Source organism: Arthrobacter sp. UYCu712, from assembly GCF_040547005.1.
GTDB lineage: Bacteria > Actinomycetota > Actinomycetes > Actinomycetales > Micrococcaceae > Arthrobacter.
This window is the reverse complement of sequence record NZ_JBEPOZ010000004.1, coordinates 174,599-192,714: the sequence shown is the minus strand read 5'-3', so window position 1 is coordinate 192,714 and position 18,116 is coordinate 174,599. Positions and strand designations below refer to the sequence as shown.

16 protein-coding genes are annotated in these 18,116 nt (G+C 67.5%); 9 read left to right on the top strand and 7 right to left on the bottom strand.

The features are described 5' to 3' along the window. Window positions 1-5: 5 nt before the first annotated feature. From sufD to ABIB51_RS06170, 3 genes are read right to left on the bottom strand one after another with little or no spacing between them, the layout of a single operon-like run. The gene (gene sufD / locus ABIB51_RS06180; RefSeq protein WP_354186501.1) at window positions 6-1,292 is read right to left on the bottom strand and encodes a Fe-S cluster assembly protein SufD; all 1,287 of its coding nucleotides are present in this window, start codon (window positions 1,290-1,292) and stop codon (window positions 6-8) included. Next, complete coding sequence (gene sufB, locus ABIB51_RS06175; protein WP_354186500.1) at window positions 1,292-2,755, bottom strand: Fe-S cluster assembly protein SufB; 1,464 nt, start codon at window positions 2,753-2,755, stop codon at window positions 1,292-1,294. The genes sufD and sufB overlap by 1 nt, the downstream gene beginning before the upstream one ends. After that, a complete protein-coding gene (locus tag ABIB51_RS06170) occupies window positions 2,755-3,600 on the bottom strand; it encodes a helix-turn-helix transcriptional regulator (RefSeq protein ID WP_354186498.1) in 846 nt (281 codons plus the stop codon). Before ABIB51_RS06170 ends, sufB begins: the two co-directional genes overlap by 1 nt. Window positions 3,601-3,729: 129 nt before the next feature. Here ABIB51_RS06170 and ABIB51_RS06165 point away from each other — a divergent pair, with 129 nt between their 5' ends. From ABIB51_RS06165 to ABIB51_RS06155, 3 genes are read left to right on the top strand one after another with little or no spacing between them, the layout of a single operon-like run. After that, window positions 3,730-4,698: an ABC transporter ATP-binding protein gene (locus ABIB51_RS06165; RefSeq protein WP_354186496.1), complete on the top strand. Its 969-nt coding sequence runs from the start codon at window positions 3,730-3,732 to the stop codon at window positions 4,696-4,698. Beyond that, window positions 4,695-5,468 carry an ABC transporter permease gene (locus ABIB51_RS06160; protein WP_354186494.1) on the top strand — a complete coding sequence of 258 codons (774 nt, stop codon included), beginning with the start codon at window positions 4,695-4,697 and terminating at the stop codon, window positions 5,466-5,468. Before ABIB51_RS06165 ends, ABIB51_RS06160 begins: the two co-directional genes overlap by 4 nt. A gap of 7 nt (window positions 5,469-5,475) precedes the next feature. Continuing rightward, the gene (locus ABIB51_RS06155) at window positions 5,476-6,420 is read left to right on the top strand and encodes a COX15/CtaA family protein (RefSeq protein ID WP_354186492.1); all 945 of its coding nucleotides are present in this window, start codon (window positions 5,476-5,478) and stop codon (window positions 6,418-6,420) included. Window positions 6,421-6,684: 264 nt separating this feature from the next. Here the strand turns inward: ABIB51_RS06155 and ABIB51_RS06150 are convergent, their stop codons facing one another. After that, window positions 6,685-7,647, bottom strand: coding sequence for a heme o synthase (locus tag ABIB51_RS06150; protein WP_354186490.1), 963 nt, complete (start codon window positions 7,645-7,647; stop codon window positions 6,685-6,687). 497 nt (window positions 7,648-8,144) lie between these two features. Here ABIB51_RS06150 and tkt point away from each other — a divergent pair, with 497 nt between their 5' ends. The 6 genes from tkt to pgl all read left to right on the top strand — a co-directional run bounded on the left by tkt (window position 8,145) and on the right by pgl (window position 16,412). After that, complete coding sequence (gene tkt / locus ABIB51_RS06145) at window positions 8,145-10,262, top strand: transketolase (RefSeq protein ID WP_354186695.1); 2,118 nt, start codon at window positions 8,145-8,147, stop codon at window positions 10,260-10,262. A gap of 66 nt (window positions 10,263-10,328) precedes the next feature. Beyond that, window positions 10,329-11,447: a transaldolase gene (tal, locus tag ABIB51_RS06140; protein WP_354186488.1), complete on the top strand. Its 1,119-nt coding sequence runs from the start codon at window positions 10,329-10,331 to the stop codon at window positions 11,445-11,447. A gap of 6 nt (window positions 11,448-11,453) precedes the next feature. Further along, the gene (locus ABIB51_RS06135) at window positions 11,454-13,088 is read left to right on the top strand and encodes a phosphoglucose isomerase-related protein (RefSeq protein WP_354186486.1); all 1,635 of its coding nucleotides are present in this window, start codon (window positions 11,454-11,456) and stop codon (window positions 13,086-13,088) included. Between the two features lie 15 nt (window positions 13,089-13,103). Continuing rightward, the gene (zwf, locus tag ABIB51_RS06130; protein WP_354186484.1) at window positions 13,104-14,666 is read left to right on the top strand and encodes a glucose-6-phosphate dehydrogenase; all 1,563 of its coding nucleotides are present in this window, start codon (window positions 13,104-13,106) and stop codon (window positions 14,664-14,666) included. After that, complete coding sequence (locus tag ABIB51_RS06125) at window positions 14,663-15,604, top strand: glucose-6-phosphate dehydrogenase assembly protein OpcA (protein WP_354186482.1); 942 nt, start codon at window positions 14,663-14,665, stop codon at window positions 15,602-15,604. The genes zwf and ABIB51_RS06125 overlap by 4 nt, the downstream gene beginning before the upstream one ends. Further along, entirely contained in the window at window positions 15,594-16,412 is an 819-nt protein-coding gene (pgl, locus tag ABIB51_RS06120; RefSeq protein WP_354186480.1) for a 6-phosphogluconolactonase, read from the top strand. Before ABIB51_RS06125 ends, pgl begins: the two co-directional genes overlap by 11 nt. Here the strand turns inward: pgl and ABIB51_RS06115 are convergent. From ABIB51_RS06115 to tpiA, 3 genes are all read right to left on the bottom strand, one after another. Then, on the bottom strand, window positions 16,383-16,760 hold the full coding sequence (locus ABIB51_RS06115; RefSeq protein WP_354186478.1) for an RNA polymerase-binding protein RbpA: 378 nt from the start codon (window positions 16,758-16,760) through the stop codon (window positions 16,383-16,385). The two genes, pgl and ABIB51_RS06115, sit on opposite strands and share 30 nt — an antisense overlap. A gap of 117 nt (window positions 16,761-16,877) precedes the next feature. Further along, the gene (gene secG / locus ABIB51_RS06110; RefSeq protein ID WP_018772994.1) at window positions 16,878-17,135 is read right to left on the bottom strand and encodes a preprotein translocase subunit SecG; all 258 of its coding nucleotides are present in this window, start codon (window positions 17,133-17,135) and stop codon (window positions 16,878-16,880) included. Between the two features lie 49 nt (window positions 17,136-17,184). Continuing rightward, the gene (tpiA, locus tag ABIB51_RS06105; protein ID WP_354186476.1) at window positions 17,185-18,000 is read right to left on the bottom strand and encodes a triose-phosphate isomerase; all 816 of its coding nucleotides are present in this window, start codon (window positions 17,998-18,000) and stop codon (window positions 17,185-17,187) included. Window positions 18,001-18,116 lie beyond the last annotated feature (116 nt).

The window sequence follows — 18,116 nt, the reverse complement described above, 5'->3', positions numbered from 1 at the left end:
GCTGGCTAATGATTCGTTGCCGCGAGTTCGCGCTCGACAGCGGCCGTGAGGCGCTCTTCGATGGCCGGAACCTTGATCTGCTGGATGATCTCGTTCAGGAAGCCGCGGACCACCAGACGGCGGGCCACCTCTTCCGGGATGCCACGGGCCATCAGGTAGAACAGGTGCTGGTCGTCGAAACGTCCGGTGGCGCTGGCGTGCCCGGCACCGGCGATCAAACCGGTCTCGATCTCAAGGTTCGGCACGGAATCCGCGCGGGCACCGTCGGTCAGGACCAGGTTGCGGTTGGCCTCGTAGGTGTCGGTGCCTTCTGCTTCCTTGCGGATCAGAACGTCACCCACCCACACGGTGTGCGCGTTGCGGCCCTGCAGGGCGCCCTTGTACAGGACGTTGGACTTGCAGTTGGCGACGGCGTGGTCCACGAACAGGCGCTGCTCGAGGTGCTGGCCGGCGTCGGCGAAGTACAGGCCGAACAGTTCCACTTCGGCGCCCGGGGCGGTGAAGCGTGCCGAGGGCGTGACGCGCACGAGGTCGCCGCCGAGGCTGACGACGATGTGCTTGAGTTTGGCGTCGCGGCCGAGCTTCGCCTGCTGGGAGGAGGCGTGCACGGCGTCGTCTTTCCATTCCTGGAGCGAGATGACGGTCAGCTGCGCGCCGTCCTCGACGAGGATCTCGACGTTTTCCGCAACGACGGCGGTGCCCTGGTGGTCCAGGACCACAACGGACTTGGAGAACTTTTCGGCAACGATCACAACGTGCTGCGCGGAAGCCCCGGTGCCCTGGCCGGTCAGCAGGACGCTGACCTCGCCGTCGACCTGGACTCCGGTCGGCACCGTGATGACGGTGGCCTCGGAGAAGTTCTCCCAGGCGTTCGCGGAGACGCGGTCCTCGGGGATGGCGGCGGAGCCTATCCGGCGGTCGTCACGCCCAACGGTCTCGACCGTGACACTGTCCGGGGCGGTCACGCTCACGGACGGCGCGGCACCGTTGAGGACCTCGGTGTGCAGGCCACGGAGGCGCTTGAGCGGGGTGAACCGCCAGTCCTCCTCCATGCCGGTCAGCGGCTTGAAGTCCGCCAGCTTGTAGGAGGTCAGGCGTCCGGCGCGTGAGCTGTCCGGAACGCCGACGCCGCCGCCGTGCGAGTGGCGCTTGACGGCTTCGCCGGCGAGCGGCGACTTGGACTCCGCGGCGTTCAGCGGTGAAAGGCTTTCGCCTTCCTCGGTAAAACCGTTGATGAACGGCTTGGCTGAGGGCGCGCCGATGCGGGCCTTTTCAGTAGTGATGTCAGTCATTAACCGACCGATCCTTCCATCTGCAGTTCAATCAGGCGGTTCAGCTCAAGGGCGTATTCCATCGGCAGTTCGCGGGCGATCGGCTCGATGAAGCCGCGGACGATCATCGCCATGGCCTCGTCTTCGCGCATGCCGCGGGACATCAGGTAGAACAGCTGCTCTTCGCTGACCCGCGAGACCGTGGCCTCGTGGCCCATCGTGACGTCGTCCTCGCGGATGTCAATGTACGGGTACGTGTCCGACCGGCTGATGGTGTCCACCAGGAGGGCGTCGCAGCGGACCGTGTTGGCCGAGTGCTTGGCACCTTCGCGGACCTGGACCAGGCCGCGGTAGGCAGCACGGCCGCCGCCACGAGCCACGGACTTGGAGATGATCGAGCTCTTGGTGTTGGGCGCAATGTGGACCATCTTGGAGCCGGTGTCCTGGTGTTGGCCTTCACCGGCGAACGCGATGGACAGGGTCTCGCCCTTGGCGCCCTCGCCCACAAGGTAGACGGCCGGGTACTTCATGGTGACCTTGGAGCCGATGTTGCCATCGATCCACTCCATGGTGGCGTTCTCTTCGCAGATGGCGCGCTTGGTGACCAGGTTGTACACGTTGGTGGACCAGTTCTGGATGGTCGTGTAGCGGACGCGGGCGCCCTTCTTCACGACGATCTCGACGACGGCGGAGTGCAGCGAGTCCGAGGTGTAGATCGGCGCGGTGCAGCCTTCGATGTAGTGGACGTAGGAGTCCTCGTCGGCGATGATCAGCGTGCGCTCGAACTGGCCCATGTTTTCCGTGTTGATGCGGAAGTAAGCCTGCAGCGGGATGTCCACGTGGACGCCCTTGGGGACGTACACGAAGGATCCGCCGGACCAGACGGCCGTGTTCAGCGACGCGAACTTGTTGTCGCCCACCGGGATGATGGTGCCGAAGTACTCCTGGAAGATCTCCGGGTGTTCGCGCAGCGCGGTGTCGGTGTCCAGGAAGATGACGCCCTGCTGTTCCAGGTCCTCGCGGATCTGGTGGTAGACGACCTCGGACTCGTACTGGGCTGCGACGCCGGAGACGAGGCGGCTGCGCTCGGCTTCCGGGATGCCCAGCTTCTCGTAGGTGTTCCGGATGTCCTCGGGGAGGTCTTCCCAGGTTGCGGCCTGCTTCTCGGTGGACCGCACGAAGTATTTGATGTTGTCGAAGTCGATGCCGGAGAGGTCTGCACCCCAGGTGGGCATGGGCTTGCGGTCGAAGTACTTCAGGCCCTTGAGTCGAAGGTCCAGCATCCACTCCGGCTCGTTCTTTTTAGCCGAAATGTCGCGGACGACGTCCTCATTGATACCGCGGCGGGCGTTGGCCCCGACGTCGTTCTTGTCGGACCAGCCGTACTCATAGGTGCCGATTCCGTGGAGCTCGGGATTCTTTTCCAGAATCTCCGAAATCACAGTAGATTCAGCAACCTTCTTCTCTGATAGTTGGTCCGTCATCACGGCCTTTCTTGCAGATGGTTGGATACTTCGTCCAGGTTGCCCGGGGTGGTTGCAGGGCGGTGATGCCCCGTGGCCGCCGGACGGCCTGTAGGTATATGGGTGGTGCAGACGTGGCCGCCGCGTGCCAGCGTGGAGAGCCGGCGGACGTCGACGCCCACCAGGCGGGCGAACAGTTCGGTCTCCACATCGCAGAACACGGGGAACTGCGCGGCCAGCTGCTGGATGGGGCAGTGTCCCTGGCACAGCTGGACGCTGGAGAGCGCCGCCGGCAGGGGTGCCCTGGCTTCAATGGACGCCGTGGAGGCCACGAATCCGTCGCGGCTGAGCGCCGCGGAGAGCGCCTGCGCGCGGGCCGTGATGTCTGGTCCGGCCGCATCTATTTCCGGGGCGTACCGGCGTTCCATCTCGCCGAAGCGCTCGACGGCGAACTGGCGCACCGCGTCGGGGCCGGCCGTCTCGCCGAGCCGCTGCAGCGCCAGAGAGGCGATGTCGAGGTAGTCGTCGCCGAGGGTGGACTGGCCCTGCGAGCTGAGCACGTAGCGGCGCGCGGGGCGTCCCGCTCCGGCGCCGGCGCGGGCAACACGCTTGACCTCGATCACGCCGCTGCGCGCAAGGTGGTCCAGGTGGCGGCGGACCGCGGCCGGGGTGAATCCGAGCAGCTCGCCGAGTTCGGCGGCACTGATCGGCCCATGCTCCAGCACCGCGTTGAGCACGCGGTCCCGGGTGCGCTCATCCGCGTCGGCAGCCTGCAGCCCTGCGGCGGGCCCGTGGGACGCCTGCGGCGCGTGTTTAGCGCCGTGCCCGGCAAGGGCAGCAGAAGAGGAGTGGCTCATAGAATACACAACACAATCATGTCGTAATTTAGTCCCCGGTTCCAGTAAGGCATGGCTTCCCTCCGGGCCCCGCCCGGCCACGTCGCAGTGCGGCATCCACGCCCTGCCGTGCCGTACTACATCGCGTAGAATGCTCTGGTGCGATCTCCCGAATCCCCCGTCCTGTCAATCAGCGGGCTAGTCAAGGATGTTGGTCCACTGCCCACCTTAGACGGCAAGATGCTGAGGGTGGTCAGCGGGCTTTCCCTCGTCGCCGAACGGGGACAGGTCACGGCCCTGCTGGGGGCCAACGGGGCCGGCAAGACCACCACCATCGAATGCGCCCAGGGCCTGCAGAAGCGCACCGCGGGAAGCATCAGCCTGCTCGGCCAGGATCCGGCTACCGCCGGCGCCGGGCTGCGCGCCCGCGTCGGGGTGATGCTGCAGGACGGCGGGTTGCCGCCGTCGGCCCGGCCCATCCCGCTGCTCAAGCACATCGCCGGCATGTACCGGGACCCCTGGCCGGTCGAGGAACTCATCGCACGCCTCGGCATCGACACGTTCAGCCGGACGTCGGTGCGGCGGCTGTCCGGCGGACAGAAGCAGCGCCTCGCCCTGGCCGCCGCCCTGGTCGGGAATCCGGAAGTGCTCTTCCTGGACGAGCCGAGCGCCGGCCTGGACCCGCAATCCCGCCAGCTTGTCTTCGAGCTCATCTCCGAACTCCGCAACCGCGGGATGGGCATTGTCCTGACCACGCACCTGATGGACGACGCCCAACGCCTGGCCGACTACGTTTACATCATCGACGCCGGGCGCAATGTCGCCGAAGGCACCGTGGCGCAGCTGCTGCAGCACCGGCTCCCGGCCGGCGCCGGCGAACAGCACATCCGGACCCTCCTGTTCGAGACGGATCCCGGGCTGGATTTCACCGGAGTGCTGCCCGACGGCGTCGACGTCACCGAGGCGCGGGCCGGCAGCTACGCCGCCACCGGCGCCCTGACCCCGGCCCACCTCGCTTCGATCACCGCGTGGTGGGCCTCGCGCGGGATCATGCCGAGTTCGATGAGCCTTGAAGCACGCAGCCTCGAGGACGTCTTCCTGGACATCTCCGGAAGGGAGATCCGATGACCCGTGTTTCCGCTGGCGCGCCGCTTGGCAGTGCGCCCGCCACGCTGTTGCGGCGGATCGTGCTGCAGGGCAAGTACGAGACCGTCACCATGCTCCGGAACGGCGAACAGCTGATCCTCGCGATTGTGCTGCCATTGCTGGCCTTGGTCGGGCTGACCGTCACGCCGCTGCTGGACGGCCTGGGTTCCAGCCGGATCAACGTCGCCGTCCCCGGCATCCTGGCACTGTGCGCCATGTCCACCGCCTTCACGGGCCAGGGCATCGCCACCGGCTTCGACCGCCGCTACGGCGTCCTGCGCTTCCTCTCCACCACTCCGCTGGGCCGCACGGGGCTGATCGCCGGCAAGGTCCTGGCCGTACTGGTCGTGCTGTTCCTGCAGGTCCTCGTCGTAGCGGCGGTGGCGCTAACCCTGGGCTGGCAGCCCGAGCCGGCAGGCTGGCTGCCCGGCCTCGCCCTGCTCGTCCTGGGCGCCGCGTCCTTTACGGCGCTGGGCCTCCTGGTCGCCGGGACGGTGCGGCCGGAAGCCACGCTGGCCATCACCAACCTGCTCTGGATCCTGCTCGGGGCACTCGGCGGGATCGTCATCCCGGCCGAGCGGCTCCCCGCACTGGCGCAGGCCGTGGTGCATTTCCTCCCCTCCGGCGCGCTGGGTCAGGCGCTGAGGGACGCTTTCCTGCATGGCAGCGTCAACGCGCCTGCCGTGTTTGTCCTGCTGTTCTGGACGGCAATTGCCGGCGGCGCAGCAACCCGTTGGTTCAAGTGGAATTGAGAAAACTGTGAGTACGGCGTCACGCCCACCCCGGGTTGCTTCCCGGATCACCTCCCGGCTGCCCGTCACCGTCGATAAGACAGTCAAGCGGCTGGCCGTGTTGTCCCTGATCGGCCAGACGGTGCTGGTGGTGACCGGCGGCGCTGTCCGGCTGACCGCCTCGGGGCTTGGCTGCCCCACCTGGCCGCGCTGCACGGATGTCTCGCTCGTGAACACCCCGGAAATGGGGATCCACGGCATCATTGAGTTCGGGAACCGGCTCCTGACCTTCGCGCTGGCCGCCGTCGCCGTCATGATGCTTGTGTACCTGTGGAACCTCCGCAAGGAGCGCCGTGACCTCTTCCTGCTGGCCCTGGGGCTGCTCGCCAGCATCCCGGCGCAGGCCGTGATCGGCGGCATCACGGTGCTGACTCGGCTGAACCCGTGGGTGGTGGGCCTGCACTTCCTCGTGTCCATGGCCCTGGTGGTCCTCGCGACGCTTCTGGTGAACCGCGCCTACGGCCGCACCGGCAACACCCGGGTGAGTGAGCTGACCGCCCTGCCGGGCGCCGCACGCCCGGTGATGACGGCCGTCGCGCTCATCTCCGGCGTCGCCGTCTGCCTGGGCGTCGTGGTGACCGGGGCGGGTCCGCACGCGGGCGACGCCGATGCTCCGCGCAACGGACTGGACTGGGACTTGTTCTCGCACATCCACGCCGTTCCGGCCTACCTGGTGACCGCCGGTGCCCTGTTCGGGCTGTTCCTGGTACTCCGCGACCGGATCAGCGGGCCGTTCCGCACCGCCGTGCTGATGCTCCTGGGCGTCACCGTGCTGCAGGCCGTCATCGGATTCACGCAGTACTACAACGGCATCCCGGCGCTGCTCGTCGGAGCCCACATGCTGGGAGCCGCCCTGCTAATGAGCGCCGCCGCCAACGCCGCAGACCTGGCCCGCTACAGCCCGGTCAAGTAGGCGTCCGAAGCAGGAGAGCAGCTGCCCGCATTGCCACTGAAGGAGCACTCCGGTCCCAACGGACCGGGGTGCTTCTGCATTCCACGGGACGGCGTCGATAGTGGGCTGTGCCAAGGCTTTCATTCACCGACCCTACGGCTCGCCCGGGTGCCGGCAGTTAGCTCAACCCGGGGCCCCCGCCGCTCCTCCACCCAACGACAGACGCTCCCCCACCATGAGGTGAGGGAGCGTCGTATGAATCGGGCCGTAGGACCCTGGAACGTCCTAGCCGCCCACGATGGCGGAACCGACGAACGGGTCCACGGCCAGGGCGATGAAGAGCAGGGTCAGGTAGCTGATGGAGCCATGGAAGACCTTCATGGCGCCCTTGTCGGACACGTCGCCGCCCTGGGCGCGCTTGTACAGCGCGTGCGATTCGGACAGGAACCAGGCGCCCGCGACGACGGCGGTGACCGTGTAGACCCAGCCGGCGCCGCCGGCGGGAACCATCAGCAGCGAACACACGACCATGGCCCACGCGTACAGGACCACCTGCACCGAGACCACCTTGGCGCCGGCGATGGCGCCGAGCATCGGCACGTTCGCGTTGCGGTAGTCCTCGCCGTAACGCATGGACAGCGGCCAGTAGTGCGGCGGGGTCCAGAGGAAGATGACCATAAAGAGAATAACGGCGGGCCACTCCACCGTGTTGGTTACGGCCGCCCAGGCAATCAGCACCGGGAAGCAGCCGGCGGCCCCGCCCCAGACAATGTTCTGCGCGGTGCGGCGCTTGAGAATCATCGTGTAGATGACGACGTAGAAGACGATGGCGCCCAGACCGAGCCAGGCCGAGAGGGGGTTGGCCCCGAACCAGAGAATCGCGATTGCCGCGGCGCCCAGGAGCCAGGAGAAGACGAGCGCCTCGCGGGGCGTGACCTCGCCCGTGACCAGCGGCCGCTTTTCCGTGCGGTGCATGAGCTTGTCGATGTCGCGGTCGATGTAGCAGTTGAAGGCACCGGCGCTGCCTGCGGCGAAGGCGCCGCCCACCAGGGTCGCCAGGATCAGGCCGATCGACGGGAACCCGCGCTCCGCGTAGATCATGGTCGGCAGCGTGCTGACCAGCAAAAGCTCAATGACGCGGGGCTTCGTGAGCGCCAGGTAGGCCTTGGCTTTGCGGGCGAAGCCGATCTTTCCGGGGATCGAAGAGGCGTTCAGCGGCGTATCGGTTGTGCTCACGATGGCAGTCACTCTGTTCTGTCTGGCTGTTCAGTCCGGCTGGTTGTCGCAACGCGCGTTGCGTATCGAAGGGGTCCACGCGCAGCGCTCGGGCGTGTCCTCGCCCCCGTTGGTAGCCACGAACCATCATACCGTGGCCCCACCTGCGCCGAGGTCCGCCCCATGGCTCCACAAGTCCGGCATGTTAACCCCGGCTCACCGCCGCGCCGGCGGACGGTGATTCATATAAGCGCTAATCCCGTCCAATTAGTGAGATATACGCTGCCCGGCAGATGGAATAGGGCTAAGCTATCTGCAGATCAGCGCGTACGGTCGGCGGCCGGAAATGCCGACCCCGGATCTGCACAGTGCCTCTGCGCACGTGCACTTGCACACGCGACTGAGTGATAGATCAACGTTTCGATGGTGAACGGCTGGTACGTACCGCAGCGGGCACCGAACTGTGCCCGGCGGGACTGACCGCTCCATCCACCGTCAGCACAGAGAGGGGCCCGGTTTTCGTGCCACATTTGGAAGAGCAAGAACTGTCATGGACCAGCTTGGATCAGCGTGCGGTGGACACCATCCGTGTTCTCGCTGCGGATGCCGTGGAGAAGGTCGGTAACGGCCACCCGGGGACCGCGATGAGCCTGGCGCCGGCCGCTTACCTTCTCTTCCAGAAGCTGATGCGGCACGACCCGAAGAACCCGGACTGGCTGGGCCGGGACCGTTTCGTGCTCTCCCCGGGCCACACCTCCCTGACGCTGTACATCCAGCTGTTCCTCTCCGGCTACGGCCTGGAACTGAAGGACCTTGAGGCGCTGCGGACCTGGGGTTCGCTGACGCCGGGGCACCCGGAGTACAAGCACACCAAGGGTGTGGAGATCACCACCGGCCCGCTGGGCCAGGGCCTGGCCTCCGCGGTCGGCTTCGCGTACTCCCAGCGCCGGATGCGCGGGCTCTTCGACGCCGACGCCGCCGCGGGGACCTCCCCGTTCGACCACACCATCTGGGTGATCGCCTCCGACGGGGACCTGCAGGAAGGCGTAACGTCCGAGGCGTCCTCGCTCGCCGGGCACCAGGAACTCGGGAACCTCGTGGTGATCTACGACGAGAACCACATCTCGATCGAGGACGACACCGACATCTCCTTCACCGAGGATGTCCTGGCCCGCTACGAGGCCTACGGCTGGCACACCCAGCGCGTCGACTGGACCCGGACCGGGGAATACAAGGAGGACGTGGCGGAACTGCATGCCGCGCTGCTCGCCGCGAAGGCCGAAACCGGCAAGCCGTCCATCGTGTCGCTGCGGACCATCATCGGCTACCCGGCGCCGAAGAAGCAGAACACCGGCAAGATCCACGGCTCCGCCCTGGGCTCCGAGGAAGTCGCGGCGCTGAAGAAGGTCCTCGGCTTCGACCCGGAGCGTTCCTTCCAGGTCGACGAGGACGTCCTGGCCCACGCCCGTGAAGCCGTGGACCGCGGCGCGGCCGCCCGCACCACCTGGCAGGAGGCCTTCGAGGCCTGGCAGTCCGGGAACGTCGAGGCCGCTGCCCTGCTCGAGCGCGTCGAGGCCCGCAAGCTCCCGGCCGACCTCGATTCCGCCCTGCCGGTCTTCGAGGCCGGCAAGGACGTCTCGACCCGCGCCGCCTCCGGGAAGGTCCTGAACGCGATCGGCCCGGTCATGCCCGAACTCTGGGGCGGCTCCGCGGACCTGGCCGAGTCGAACAACACCACGATCGAGGGGTCGCCCTCGTTCATCCCGGCCTCCCGCTCCACGGCCGCCTGGAAGGGCAACCCCTACGGCCGGGTGCTGCACTTCGGCATCCGCGAACACGCTGCCGCGTCGATCGTGAACGGGATCTCCCTGCACGGGAACACCCGGGCGTTCTCGGGCACGTTCCTGATCTTCAGCGACTACCAGCGCCCCGCGATCCGGCTCGGCGCCCTCATGGGAGTCCCGTCGCTGTACGTCTGGACGCACGACTCGATCGGCCTCGGCGAGGACGGACCGACGCACCAGCCGGTCGAGCAGCTCGCCTCCCTCCGCGCCATCCCGGGCCTGGACGTCGTCCGCCCCGGAGATGCGAACGAGGTCGCCGCGGCCTGGAAGGTGATGCTCGAGAACCACGAGAACCCCGCCGGGATCGTGCTGACCCGCCAGAACATCCCCACCTACGCCCGCGGCACCGGCGAGGCCGAAGCTGACACCTTCGGGTCCGCCGCCGGCGTCGCGAAGGGCGGCTACGTCCTGGCCGAAGCCTCCGCCAACGGCCGGACCGCCGACGCCCGGGTCATCCTGATCGGCACCGGCTCCGAGGTCCAGCTCGCCGTCGCGGCCCGGACCGCACTGCAGGCCGAAGGCATCCCGACCCGCGTCATCTCCATGCCCTGCGTGGAGTGGTTCAACAAGCAGGACGCCGCCTACCGCGAAGCGGTCCTCCCGGCCGCCGTCAAGGCACGGGTATCCGTCGAAGCCGGACTCGCCCTGGGCTGGAAGGAATTCGTCGGCGACGCCGGCCGTTCCGTCTCCCTAGAGCACTACGGCGCCTCCGCGGACTACAAGCGCCTGTTCCAGGAATTCGGCATCACCGCGGAAGCCGTTGCCGCCGCCGCCAAAGAATCCCTCGCCAGCCTCACGGCCTGATCCAAACCTCACGCTTTCCGGGCCGCCGCCCAACACGGCGGCGGCCCCAGACTTCAGGAGTCACACATGAGCACCACCCCCACCCAACAGCTGTCCGACGCCGGCGTCTCCATCTGGCTCGATGACCTGTCCCGCGGCCGCCTCACCACCGGCACGCTGCGCAAGCTGATCGAAGAGAAGAACGTTGTTGGTGTCACCACGAACCCCAGCATCTTCCACGCCGCGATCACCGCCGGCCACGACTACGACGCCGTGATTGCCGCCCAGGCCGCAGCCGGCGCCACCGTTGAAGAGACCGTCTTCGAAATCACCACCACCGACGTGGCCGACGCCTGCGAGCTGTTCGCACCGGTCGCCGCCGCCACCAAGGGTGTAGACGGCCGCGTGTCCATCGAAGTGGATCCCCGCCTCGCCTGGGACACCGCCGGCACCATCGCCGAAGCCAAGCACCTCTACAAGAAGGTCAACAAGGACAACGTCCACATCAAGATCCCGGCAACCCTCGAGGGCCTCGAGGCCATCACGGCCACCCTGGCCGAGGGCATCAGCGTCAACGTGACCCTGATCTTCTCGCTCGAACGCTACCGTGCCGTCATCAACGCCTTCCAGTCCGGCCTGGAGCAGGCCAAGGACAACGGCCACGACCTCGCAAAGATCCATTCGGTCGCGTCCTTCTTCGTCTCCCGCGTGGACTCCGAAATCGACAAGCGCCTCGACGCCATCGGCACCGACGAGGCACGCGCCCTCAAGGGCAAGGCCGGAGTGGCCAACGCCCGCCTGGCTTACCAGGTGCACGAGGAACTCTTCTCCACCGAGCGCTGGGCCGTACTGGCCGGCGCCGGCGCGCTCCCCCAGCGCCCGCTGTGGGCCTCCACCGGCGTGAAGGACCAGGCATACCCGGACACCCTCTACGTCACGGAACTCGTCGCCCCGGGCGTCGTGAACACCATGCCGGAGAAGACCCTCGACGCTACGTTCGACCACGGCACCGTCACGGGCAACACCATCACCCGCGGCTACGACGACGCCAACGCCACGCTCAACGCGCTCGATGCGCTGGGCATCTCCTACAACGAGGTCGTCGCGGTGCTCGAGTCCGAAGGCCTTGACAAGTTCGTGGCCAGCTGGAAGGAACTGCTCGCCGACGTCGAGGGAGCCCTCGCCGCTGCACGGAAGGACGCATAGTCCACCATGACCTCACTCAGCTACGACGCCACGGGCGCAGCCCGTCAGGCCCACGAACAGCACCTCCCGGCCCTGCTGGAAGACAAGGTTGCCACCCGGATCTTCGCCAAGGACGCCACCCTGTGGGGTCCCGACGCCGAGGCCGATGCTTCGGTCCGGCTCGGCTGGGTTGAGGCGGCCACCGTCTCCCGGCCGCTCGTCGCGGACATCCTCGCGCTCCGCGATGCGCTCCGCGCAGAGGGCGTCAGCCGGATTGTCCTGTGCGGCATGGGCGGTTCCTCCCTGGCCCCCGAGGTCATCGCCGGGACCGCCGGCGTCGAGCTGACCGTGCTGGACAGCACCGATCCCGAACAGGTTGCGGCCGCCCTGGCGGACCGGCTCGCGGAGACCGCGATTGTGGTGTCCTCGAAGTCCGGCTCCACCCTGGAAACTGACTCGCAGCGCCGGATCTTCGAACACGCCTTCACCGAGGCGGGCATCGACGCCAAGAGCCGGATCATCATCGTCACCGATCCCGGTTCCCCGCTGGACAAGTCCGCCCGTGAAGCCGGCTACCGTGCCGTCTTCAACGCGGACCCGAACGTCGGCGGGCGCTACTCGGCCCTCACCGCTTTCGGGCTGGTGCCCTGCGGCCTGGCCGGCGTGGACATCCAGGCATTCCTGGACGAGGCCGAGGAAGCCGCCGAGGTCCTGAACGATGACTCCGAGGAGAACATCGGCCTCGCCCTCGGCGCGGCACTGGGCGGCACCAACCCCCTGCGCAACAAGATCGTCATCGCCGAGGACGGCTCCGGGATCGTAGGCTTCGCCGACTGGGCAGAACAGCTCATCGCCGAATCCACCGGCAAGCTCGGCACTGGTGTGCTGCCCGTCGTCGCCGGACCGAAGTCACCCGAGGCCACCCTCGGCGCTCCCGACGTCCTCGTCATCCGCCTCGTCCCGGCCGATGCCGACGTCGAACTCGGCGAAAACGAGGTCGCGATCGCGGGCGGGCTCCCCACCCAGCTGATGGCGTGGGAGTTCGCCACTGCCGTAGCCGGCCGCCTGCTAGGCATCAACCCCTACGACCAGCCCGACGTCGAGGCCGCCAAGATCGCCGCACGCGGACTGCTGGATGCCCAGCCGGAACCGACGCCCGCCAACTTCACCGACGGCGTCATCGAGGTCCGGGGCGGGGAATGGCTCGGCCATGCCGGCACGGCGGCCGAAGCGGTCAGCGCGCTGCTCGCCGAGCTGGGTCCGGACGGCTACCTGAGCGTCCAGGCGTATTTCGACCGGCTCGCCTTCGCGTCCCTCGAGGGCACCCGGGACCAGCTGGCTGCCCTCAGCGGCCGCCCCGTGACCTTCGGCTGGGGTCCGCGGTTCCTGCACTCCACCGGGCAGTTCCACAAGGGCGGCCCCGCCATCGGTGTGTTCCTTCAGGTCACAGCGGCATCCGGGACGGACCTGGCTATCCCGGACCGTCCCTTCACCTTCGGTGAGCTGATCTCGGCGCAGGCCGCCGGGGACGCCCAGGTCCTGACCGAACACGGCCGTCCGGTCCTCCGCCTGCACCTCACGGACCGCCCGGCGGGCGTCCGGCAGCTGCAGGAACTGGTCTCAGCCCTGGCCGGCCAGGCAGCACCCTCCACCAAAAGCTAAGGCGCCCACGCAACCATGCCAGAAACACTCAACGGCGGCCGGAAGTCCGCGGGCCGGGGGCGCAACCCGCTCCGGGACCCGCGGGACCGCCGCCTGAACCGTATCGCCGGACCGTCATCGCTGGTCCTTTTCGGGGTCACGGGAGACCTTGCCCGCAAGAAACTCATGCCGGCGGTGTACGACCTCGCCAACCGCGGGCTGCTCCCGCCGAGCTTCGCCCTGGTCGGCTTTGCCCGGCGTCAATGGGACAACGAGGACTTCGCCTCCGAGGTCAAGGACGCGGTGAAGGCGTACGCCCGCACCCCGTTCGATGAGACGGTGTGGAAGCAGCTTTCCGAGGGAATCCGCTTCGTGCAGGGCGAGTTCGACGACGACGACGCCTTCGAGCGGCTCAGCGCCACGATCGATGAGCTGGATGAGCAGCGCGGCACGCGGGGCAACCACGCGTTCTACCTGTCCATCCCGCCCAAGGCGTTTGAGCTGGTCTGCCGGCAGCTGTCCAAGCACGGCCTGGCCCAGGCCGAGGGCGACAAGTGGCGCCGCGTCGTCATCGAGAAGCCGTTCGGGCACGACCTCGAGTCGGCGCGGCAGCTCAACGACATCGTCGAGTCGGTCTTCCCGCCGGATGCGGTCTTCCGGATCGACCACTACCTCGGCAAGGAGACGGTCCAGAACATCCTGGCGCTGCGCTTCGCCAACCAGCTCTTCGAACCGCTGTGGAACGCCAACTACGTGGACCACGTCCAGATCACCATGGCCGAGGACATCGGCACGGGCGGCCGGGCCGGCTACTACGACGGCGTCGGCGCCGCCCGCGACGTCATCCAGAACCACCTGCTGCAACTGCTGGCCCTGACCGCGATGGAGGAGCCCATCTCCTTCAACGCCGACGACCTCCGCGCCGAGAAGGAAAAGGTCCTCGCCGCCGTCCGGCTGCCCGAGGACCTCTCCACGCACTGCGCGCGCGGTCAGTTCACCGGCGGCTGGCAGGGCGGCGAGCAGGTTGTGGGCTACCTGGAGGAAGACGGCATTCCGGCTGACTCCAAGACCGAGACGTTCGCCGCGATCCGGGTGGACATCAATACCCGCCGCTGGTCCGGAGTTCCGTTCTACCTGCGCGCCGGCAAGCGCCTTGGCCGCCGGGTGACCGAGATCGCCGTCGTGCTCAAGAGGGCACCGAACCTGCTGTTCACCGATCACGGTGAGGACGACTTCGGCCAGAACGCCGTTGTGATCCGGGTCCAGCCCGACGAGGGCGCAACGATCCGCTTCGGTTCCAAGGTCCCCGGCACGCAGATGGAAGTCCGCGACGTCACCATGGACTTCGGCTATGGACACTCCTTCACGGAGTCCAGCCCCGAAGCCTACGAACGGCTCATCCTGGATGTGCTGCTGGGCGAGCCTCCGTTGTTCCCCCGGCACGCTGAAGTCGAACTGTCCTGGAAGATCCTGGATCCGTTCGAGGACTACTGGGCCAGCCTCGATGAACAGCCCGAGCCGTACGGGCCCGGAAGCTGGGGCCCCGCCTCCGCCGATGAGCTCCTTGCCCGCGATGGACGAACCTGGAGAAGGCCATGATCGTAGATCTTCCGAATACAACAACCTCCAAGATCTCCAAGAAGATCATGGCCCTGCGCGAGCAGGGCGGCGTGATCGCCCTGGGCCGCGTCCTGACCCTCGTGGTGGTCACCAAGTCCGGGCTGGAGGAGGAGGCGATCGAGGCAGCCAACGAGGCCAGCCGGGAGCACCCCTGCCGGATCATCGTGCTGGCGGACGCAGGCGCTTCGGCTCCGACGCGGCTAGATGCGCAGATCCGGGTCGGCGGGGACGCGGGAGCCTCCGAGGTGATCCTGCTCCGCGGCTACGGCGAACTCGCTGAGGAAAGCGAGTCGCTCGTGGCTGCCCTCCTGCTGCCCGACGCGCCGATCGTGGCCTGGTGGCCGCATGGGGCGCCGAAGAACGCGTGCGAGACCTCGATCGGGCGGATCGCGCACCGCCGGATCACGGACTCCGCCAACGAGGCCGATCCGCAGCTCGCCCTGGCGAATGTCCGCCGGACCTACAAGGCCGGCGACACGGACCTGGCCTGGACCCGCCTCACCAACTGGCGGATCCAGCTGGCGGCGGTACTGGACCAGGTGGACGGCTCCCCCGTGACAGCGGTCGCCGTCGAGGGCGCCTCGGACTCCCCCAGCACCATCCTGCTCGCGGCCTGGCTCACGCTGGCCCTCGATGCCCCCGTCACGATCGTCGCCGATCCCGCCGGCACGGGCATCCGCCGGGTCCGGCTGACTCGGGCCGGCGGCGACGTCCAGCTGTTCCGGCCGGGCCTCACCGTGGCGGAACTGACCCAGCCGGGCCAGCCCGCGCAACGCATCTCGCTGCCGCGCCGGGACCTGAAGGATTGCCTGGCCGAAGAACTCCGCCGCCTGGATCCGGACGAAGTGTTCGGTGAAGTGATTACTATTGGACTGCCCCGTACCAATCTAAGGAGTGTCCGTCCCAGTGAGCGCTGACCCCAGAGTAAGCATCCATCCCGACTCGACCGTCCTCATGGCTGCGATCGCGGCCCGCCTGATAACCAAGCTTGTGGATATCCAGGACAAACACGGCGAGGCGACGGTGGTGCTTACCGGGGGCAGCATGGGCATCGGATCACTCAAGGCTGTCGCCGAGTCGCCCGCCTCCCCGGCCGTCGACTGGTCCAAGGTCAATTTCTGGTGGGGCGACGAACGCTTCGTCGCCGCCGACGACGCCGAACGCAACGCGCACCAGGCGCACGGGGCGCTGCTCTCGCACATCCCGGTGGACCCTGCCCGGGTACACGTCCCGGGCGCCGCAGACGAGTTCGGCAGCCCGGAAGAGGCAGCCGAGGACTATGCCCGCCGGTTGGCCGAAGCGGCCCGCGTCGAGCACGCCGCCGACATGTCCGACGACCGTCCGGAAACCCCGGGAACCCTCCCCCGGTTCGACATCGTCCTGCTGGGTGTCGGACCCGATGCCCACGTGGCGTCGCTGTTCCCGGAGCAGGCGGGCATCCGCGAGAAGGAACGGACGGTGGTGGGCGTCCGCAATTCACCCAAGCCGCCGCCGGCCAGGGTTTCCCTCACGCTGCCGGCCATCAATACGGCCTCGGAAGTGTGGATGGTGGTGGCGGGCGAGGATAAGGCCGGGGCCGTGGGACTCGCTCTCGCCGGCGCCAACCCGGTGCAGGTTCCGGCCGCCGGTCCGCGTGGACGGGACCGGACCCTGTGGCTTATTGATGAGAACGCGGCGGCGCGGGTGCCGGAGCAGCTAGTCCGGAAAGGCGCGTCCGGCTCGTAACCGCTCCAGCGCTCCAGCCAGGACGTCTTCGGCGTCCTGGCTGGAGCGCCGTTCTTTAACATATTCCAGGTGGCTTTTGAAGCCTTCGACCGGGGTGTCCTCGAGGGCGAACTGTGCTTCGTCCCGGGTGGCCGTGCCGCCGCAGCGGCGGCAGTCCCAGACCCCGGGGATCTGGTCTTCGGGAAGCTGTGCGAAGACGAGGGCCGTTTCGTGTCCCTTGGCGCACACGTAGGAGACACGGATACGGGGCTGGCGTACGCCAGCCCCGTCCAGTGGCTCGTGGCGGGGGGTGGCCCCCTCGGTGGCTCCTACACGGATGCCCTTGAATCCTGAAGCAGAATGCAGCATCGGGAACTCCTGGCTACTGGACTGATTGGAATATATTTGCCATCAGCGACAGTAGTTCGGAGTTCCCGATGCCGGGAGGGCCATAAGGACCCACTTATGAAATTTTTGCGTAGCGTCCTAGGAATCGGCGCCGGTGCTGAACCGCATCAGCAGGCCGAGCGCGATGATCACGACGCCCCAGGTGATGCCCAGGATGACCGTGAAGCGGTTGAGGTTCCGCTCGGCGACTCCGGAGGAGCTGAGTCCCGAGCTCATGCCGCCGCCGAACATGTCGGACAGACCGCCACCACGGCCCTTGTGGAGCAGGATGAGCAAGGTCAGCAGGAGGCTGGTGATGCCCAGAAGCACCTGCAGAATGACATGAAGAACGTCCACGACGGCCTTTCAGAAGAATTGGATTGCGGGGGCCAAACCTGTGTCCGGACTAATCCGTCAGCAGGTGACTCTCGAACCTGACAATATTAGCAAACTCGGCAGCATCCAGGCTGGCACCGCCGACAAGCAGGCCGTCCACGTCGCGTTCCTTCAGGATTGACGCCGCATTGTTGGCCTTCACGGAGCCGCCGTAGAGCAGCCGGGTCTTGGCGGCGACATCCGCGCCGAAGAGCGTGGAGAGCTCGGCCCGGATGGCGGCGCACATCTCCTGCGCGTCTTCGGGGCCGGCGACCTCGCCGGTTCCGATCGCCCAGACGGGCTCATAGGCGACCACGAGCTCGGCGGCCTGCTCGGCAGTGAGGCCCTCGACGTCGGCGCGCAGCTGAGTGAGCGTGTGCTCGACGTGGGTGCCGGCCTGGCGGATTTCGAGGCCCTCACCGACGCAGAGCACGGGGGCCAGGCCGTGGCGGAACGCTGCCTTGGTCTTGGCGTTGAGCACGTCGTCGGACTCGTTGTGGTGGGTGCGGCGTTCACTGTGGCCCACCAGGACATACTTGCAGCCCAGCTTGGCGAGGAACTGCCCGGAGGTGTCGCCGGTGTAGGCGCCGGAATCGAACTGGGAGAGGTCCTGGCCGCCGTAGGCAACCTCCAGTTCGTCCCCCTGGACGAGGGTCTGGACTCCGCGGAGATCCGTGAACGGCGGGAAGACTGAGACCTCCACCCGGCTGTAGTCGTGCTTGGCGTCGGATAGGGTCCAGGCCAGCTTCTGCAGGAGGGTGATGCCCTGGACGTGGTCCATGTTCATCTTCCAGTTGCCTGCGATGAAGGGCTTGCGGTCGAACTTGCCGTTCGTTGACGTAGTCACATGATCTCCAAAAAAGAGGTGCGGATCGAAAGAGTGTGTCGGATAAAACAGCCGGCAGCGCGCCCTGGTTGTCGCGGACCCGCGTGGTGCGGGACGGGCGCGCTGCCGGCTGGCTC

What these genes read in the sequence shown, in the direction of transcription:
- sufD (WP_354186501.1), bottom strand. Translation starts at nt 1,292, where the DNA reads ATGACTGACATCACTACTGAAAAGGCCCGCATCGGCGCGCCCTCAGCC.
- sufB (WP_354186500.1), bottom strand. Translation starts at nt 2,755, where the DNA reads ATGACGGACCAACTATCAGAGAAGAAGGTTGCTGAATCTACTGTGATT.
- ABIB51_RS06160 (WP_354186494.1), top strand. Translation starts at nt 4,695, where the DNA reads ATGACCCGTGTTTCCGCTGGCGCGCCGCTTGGCAGTGCGCCCGCCACG.
- tal (WP_354186488.1), top strand. Translation starts at nt 10,329, where the DNA reads ATGAGCACCACCCCCACCCAACAGCTGTCCGACGCCGGCGTCTCCATC.
- ABIB51_RS06135 (WP_354186486.1), top strand. Translation starts at nt 11,454, where the DNA reads ATGACCTCACTCAGCTACGACGCCACGGGCGCAGCCCGTCAGGCCCAC.
- zwf (WP_354186484.1), top strand. Translation starts at nt 13,104, where the DNA reads ATGCCAGAAACACTCAACGGCGGCCGGAAGTCCGCGGGCCGGGGGCGC.
- ABIB51_RS06125 (WP_354186482.1), top strand. Translation starts at nt 14,663, where the DNA reads ATGATCGTAGATCTTCCGAATACAACAACCTCCAAGATCTCCAAGAAG.
- ABIB51_RS06115 (WP_354186478.1), bottom strand. Translation starts at nt 16,760, where the DNA reads ATGCTGCATTCTGCTTCAGGATTCAAGGGCATCCGTGTAGGAGCCACC.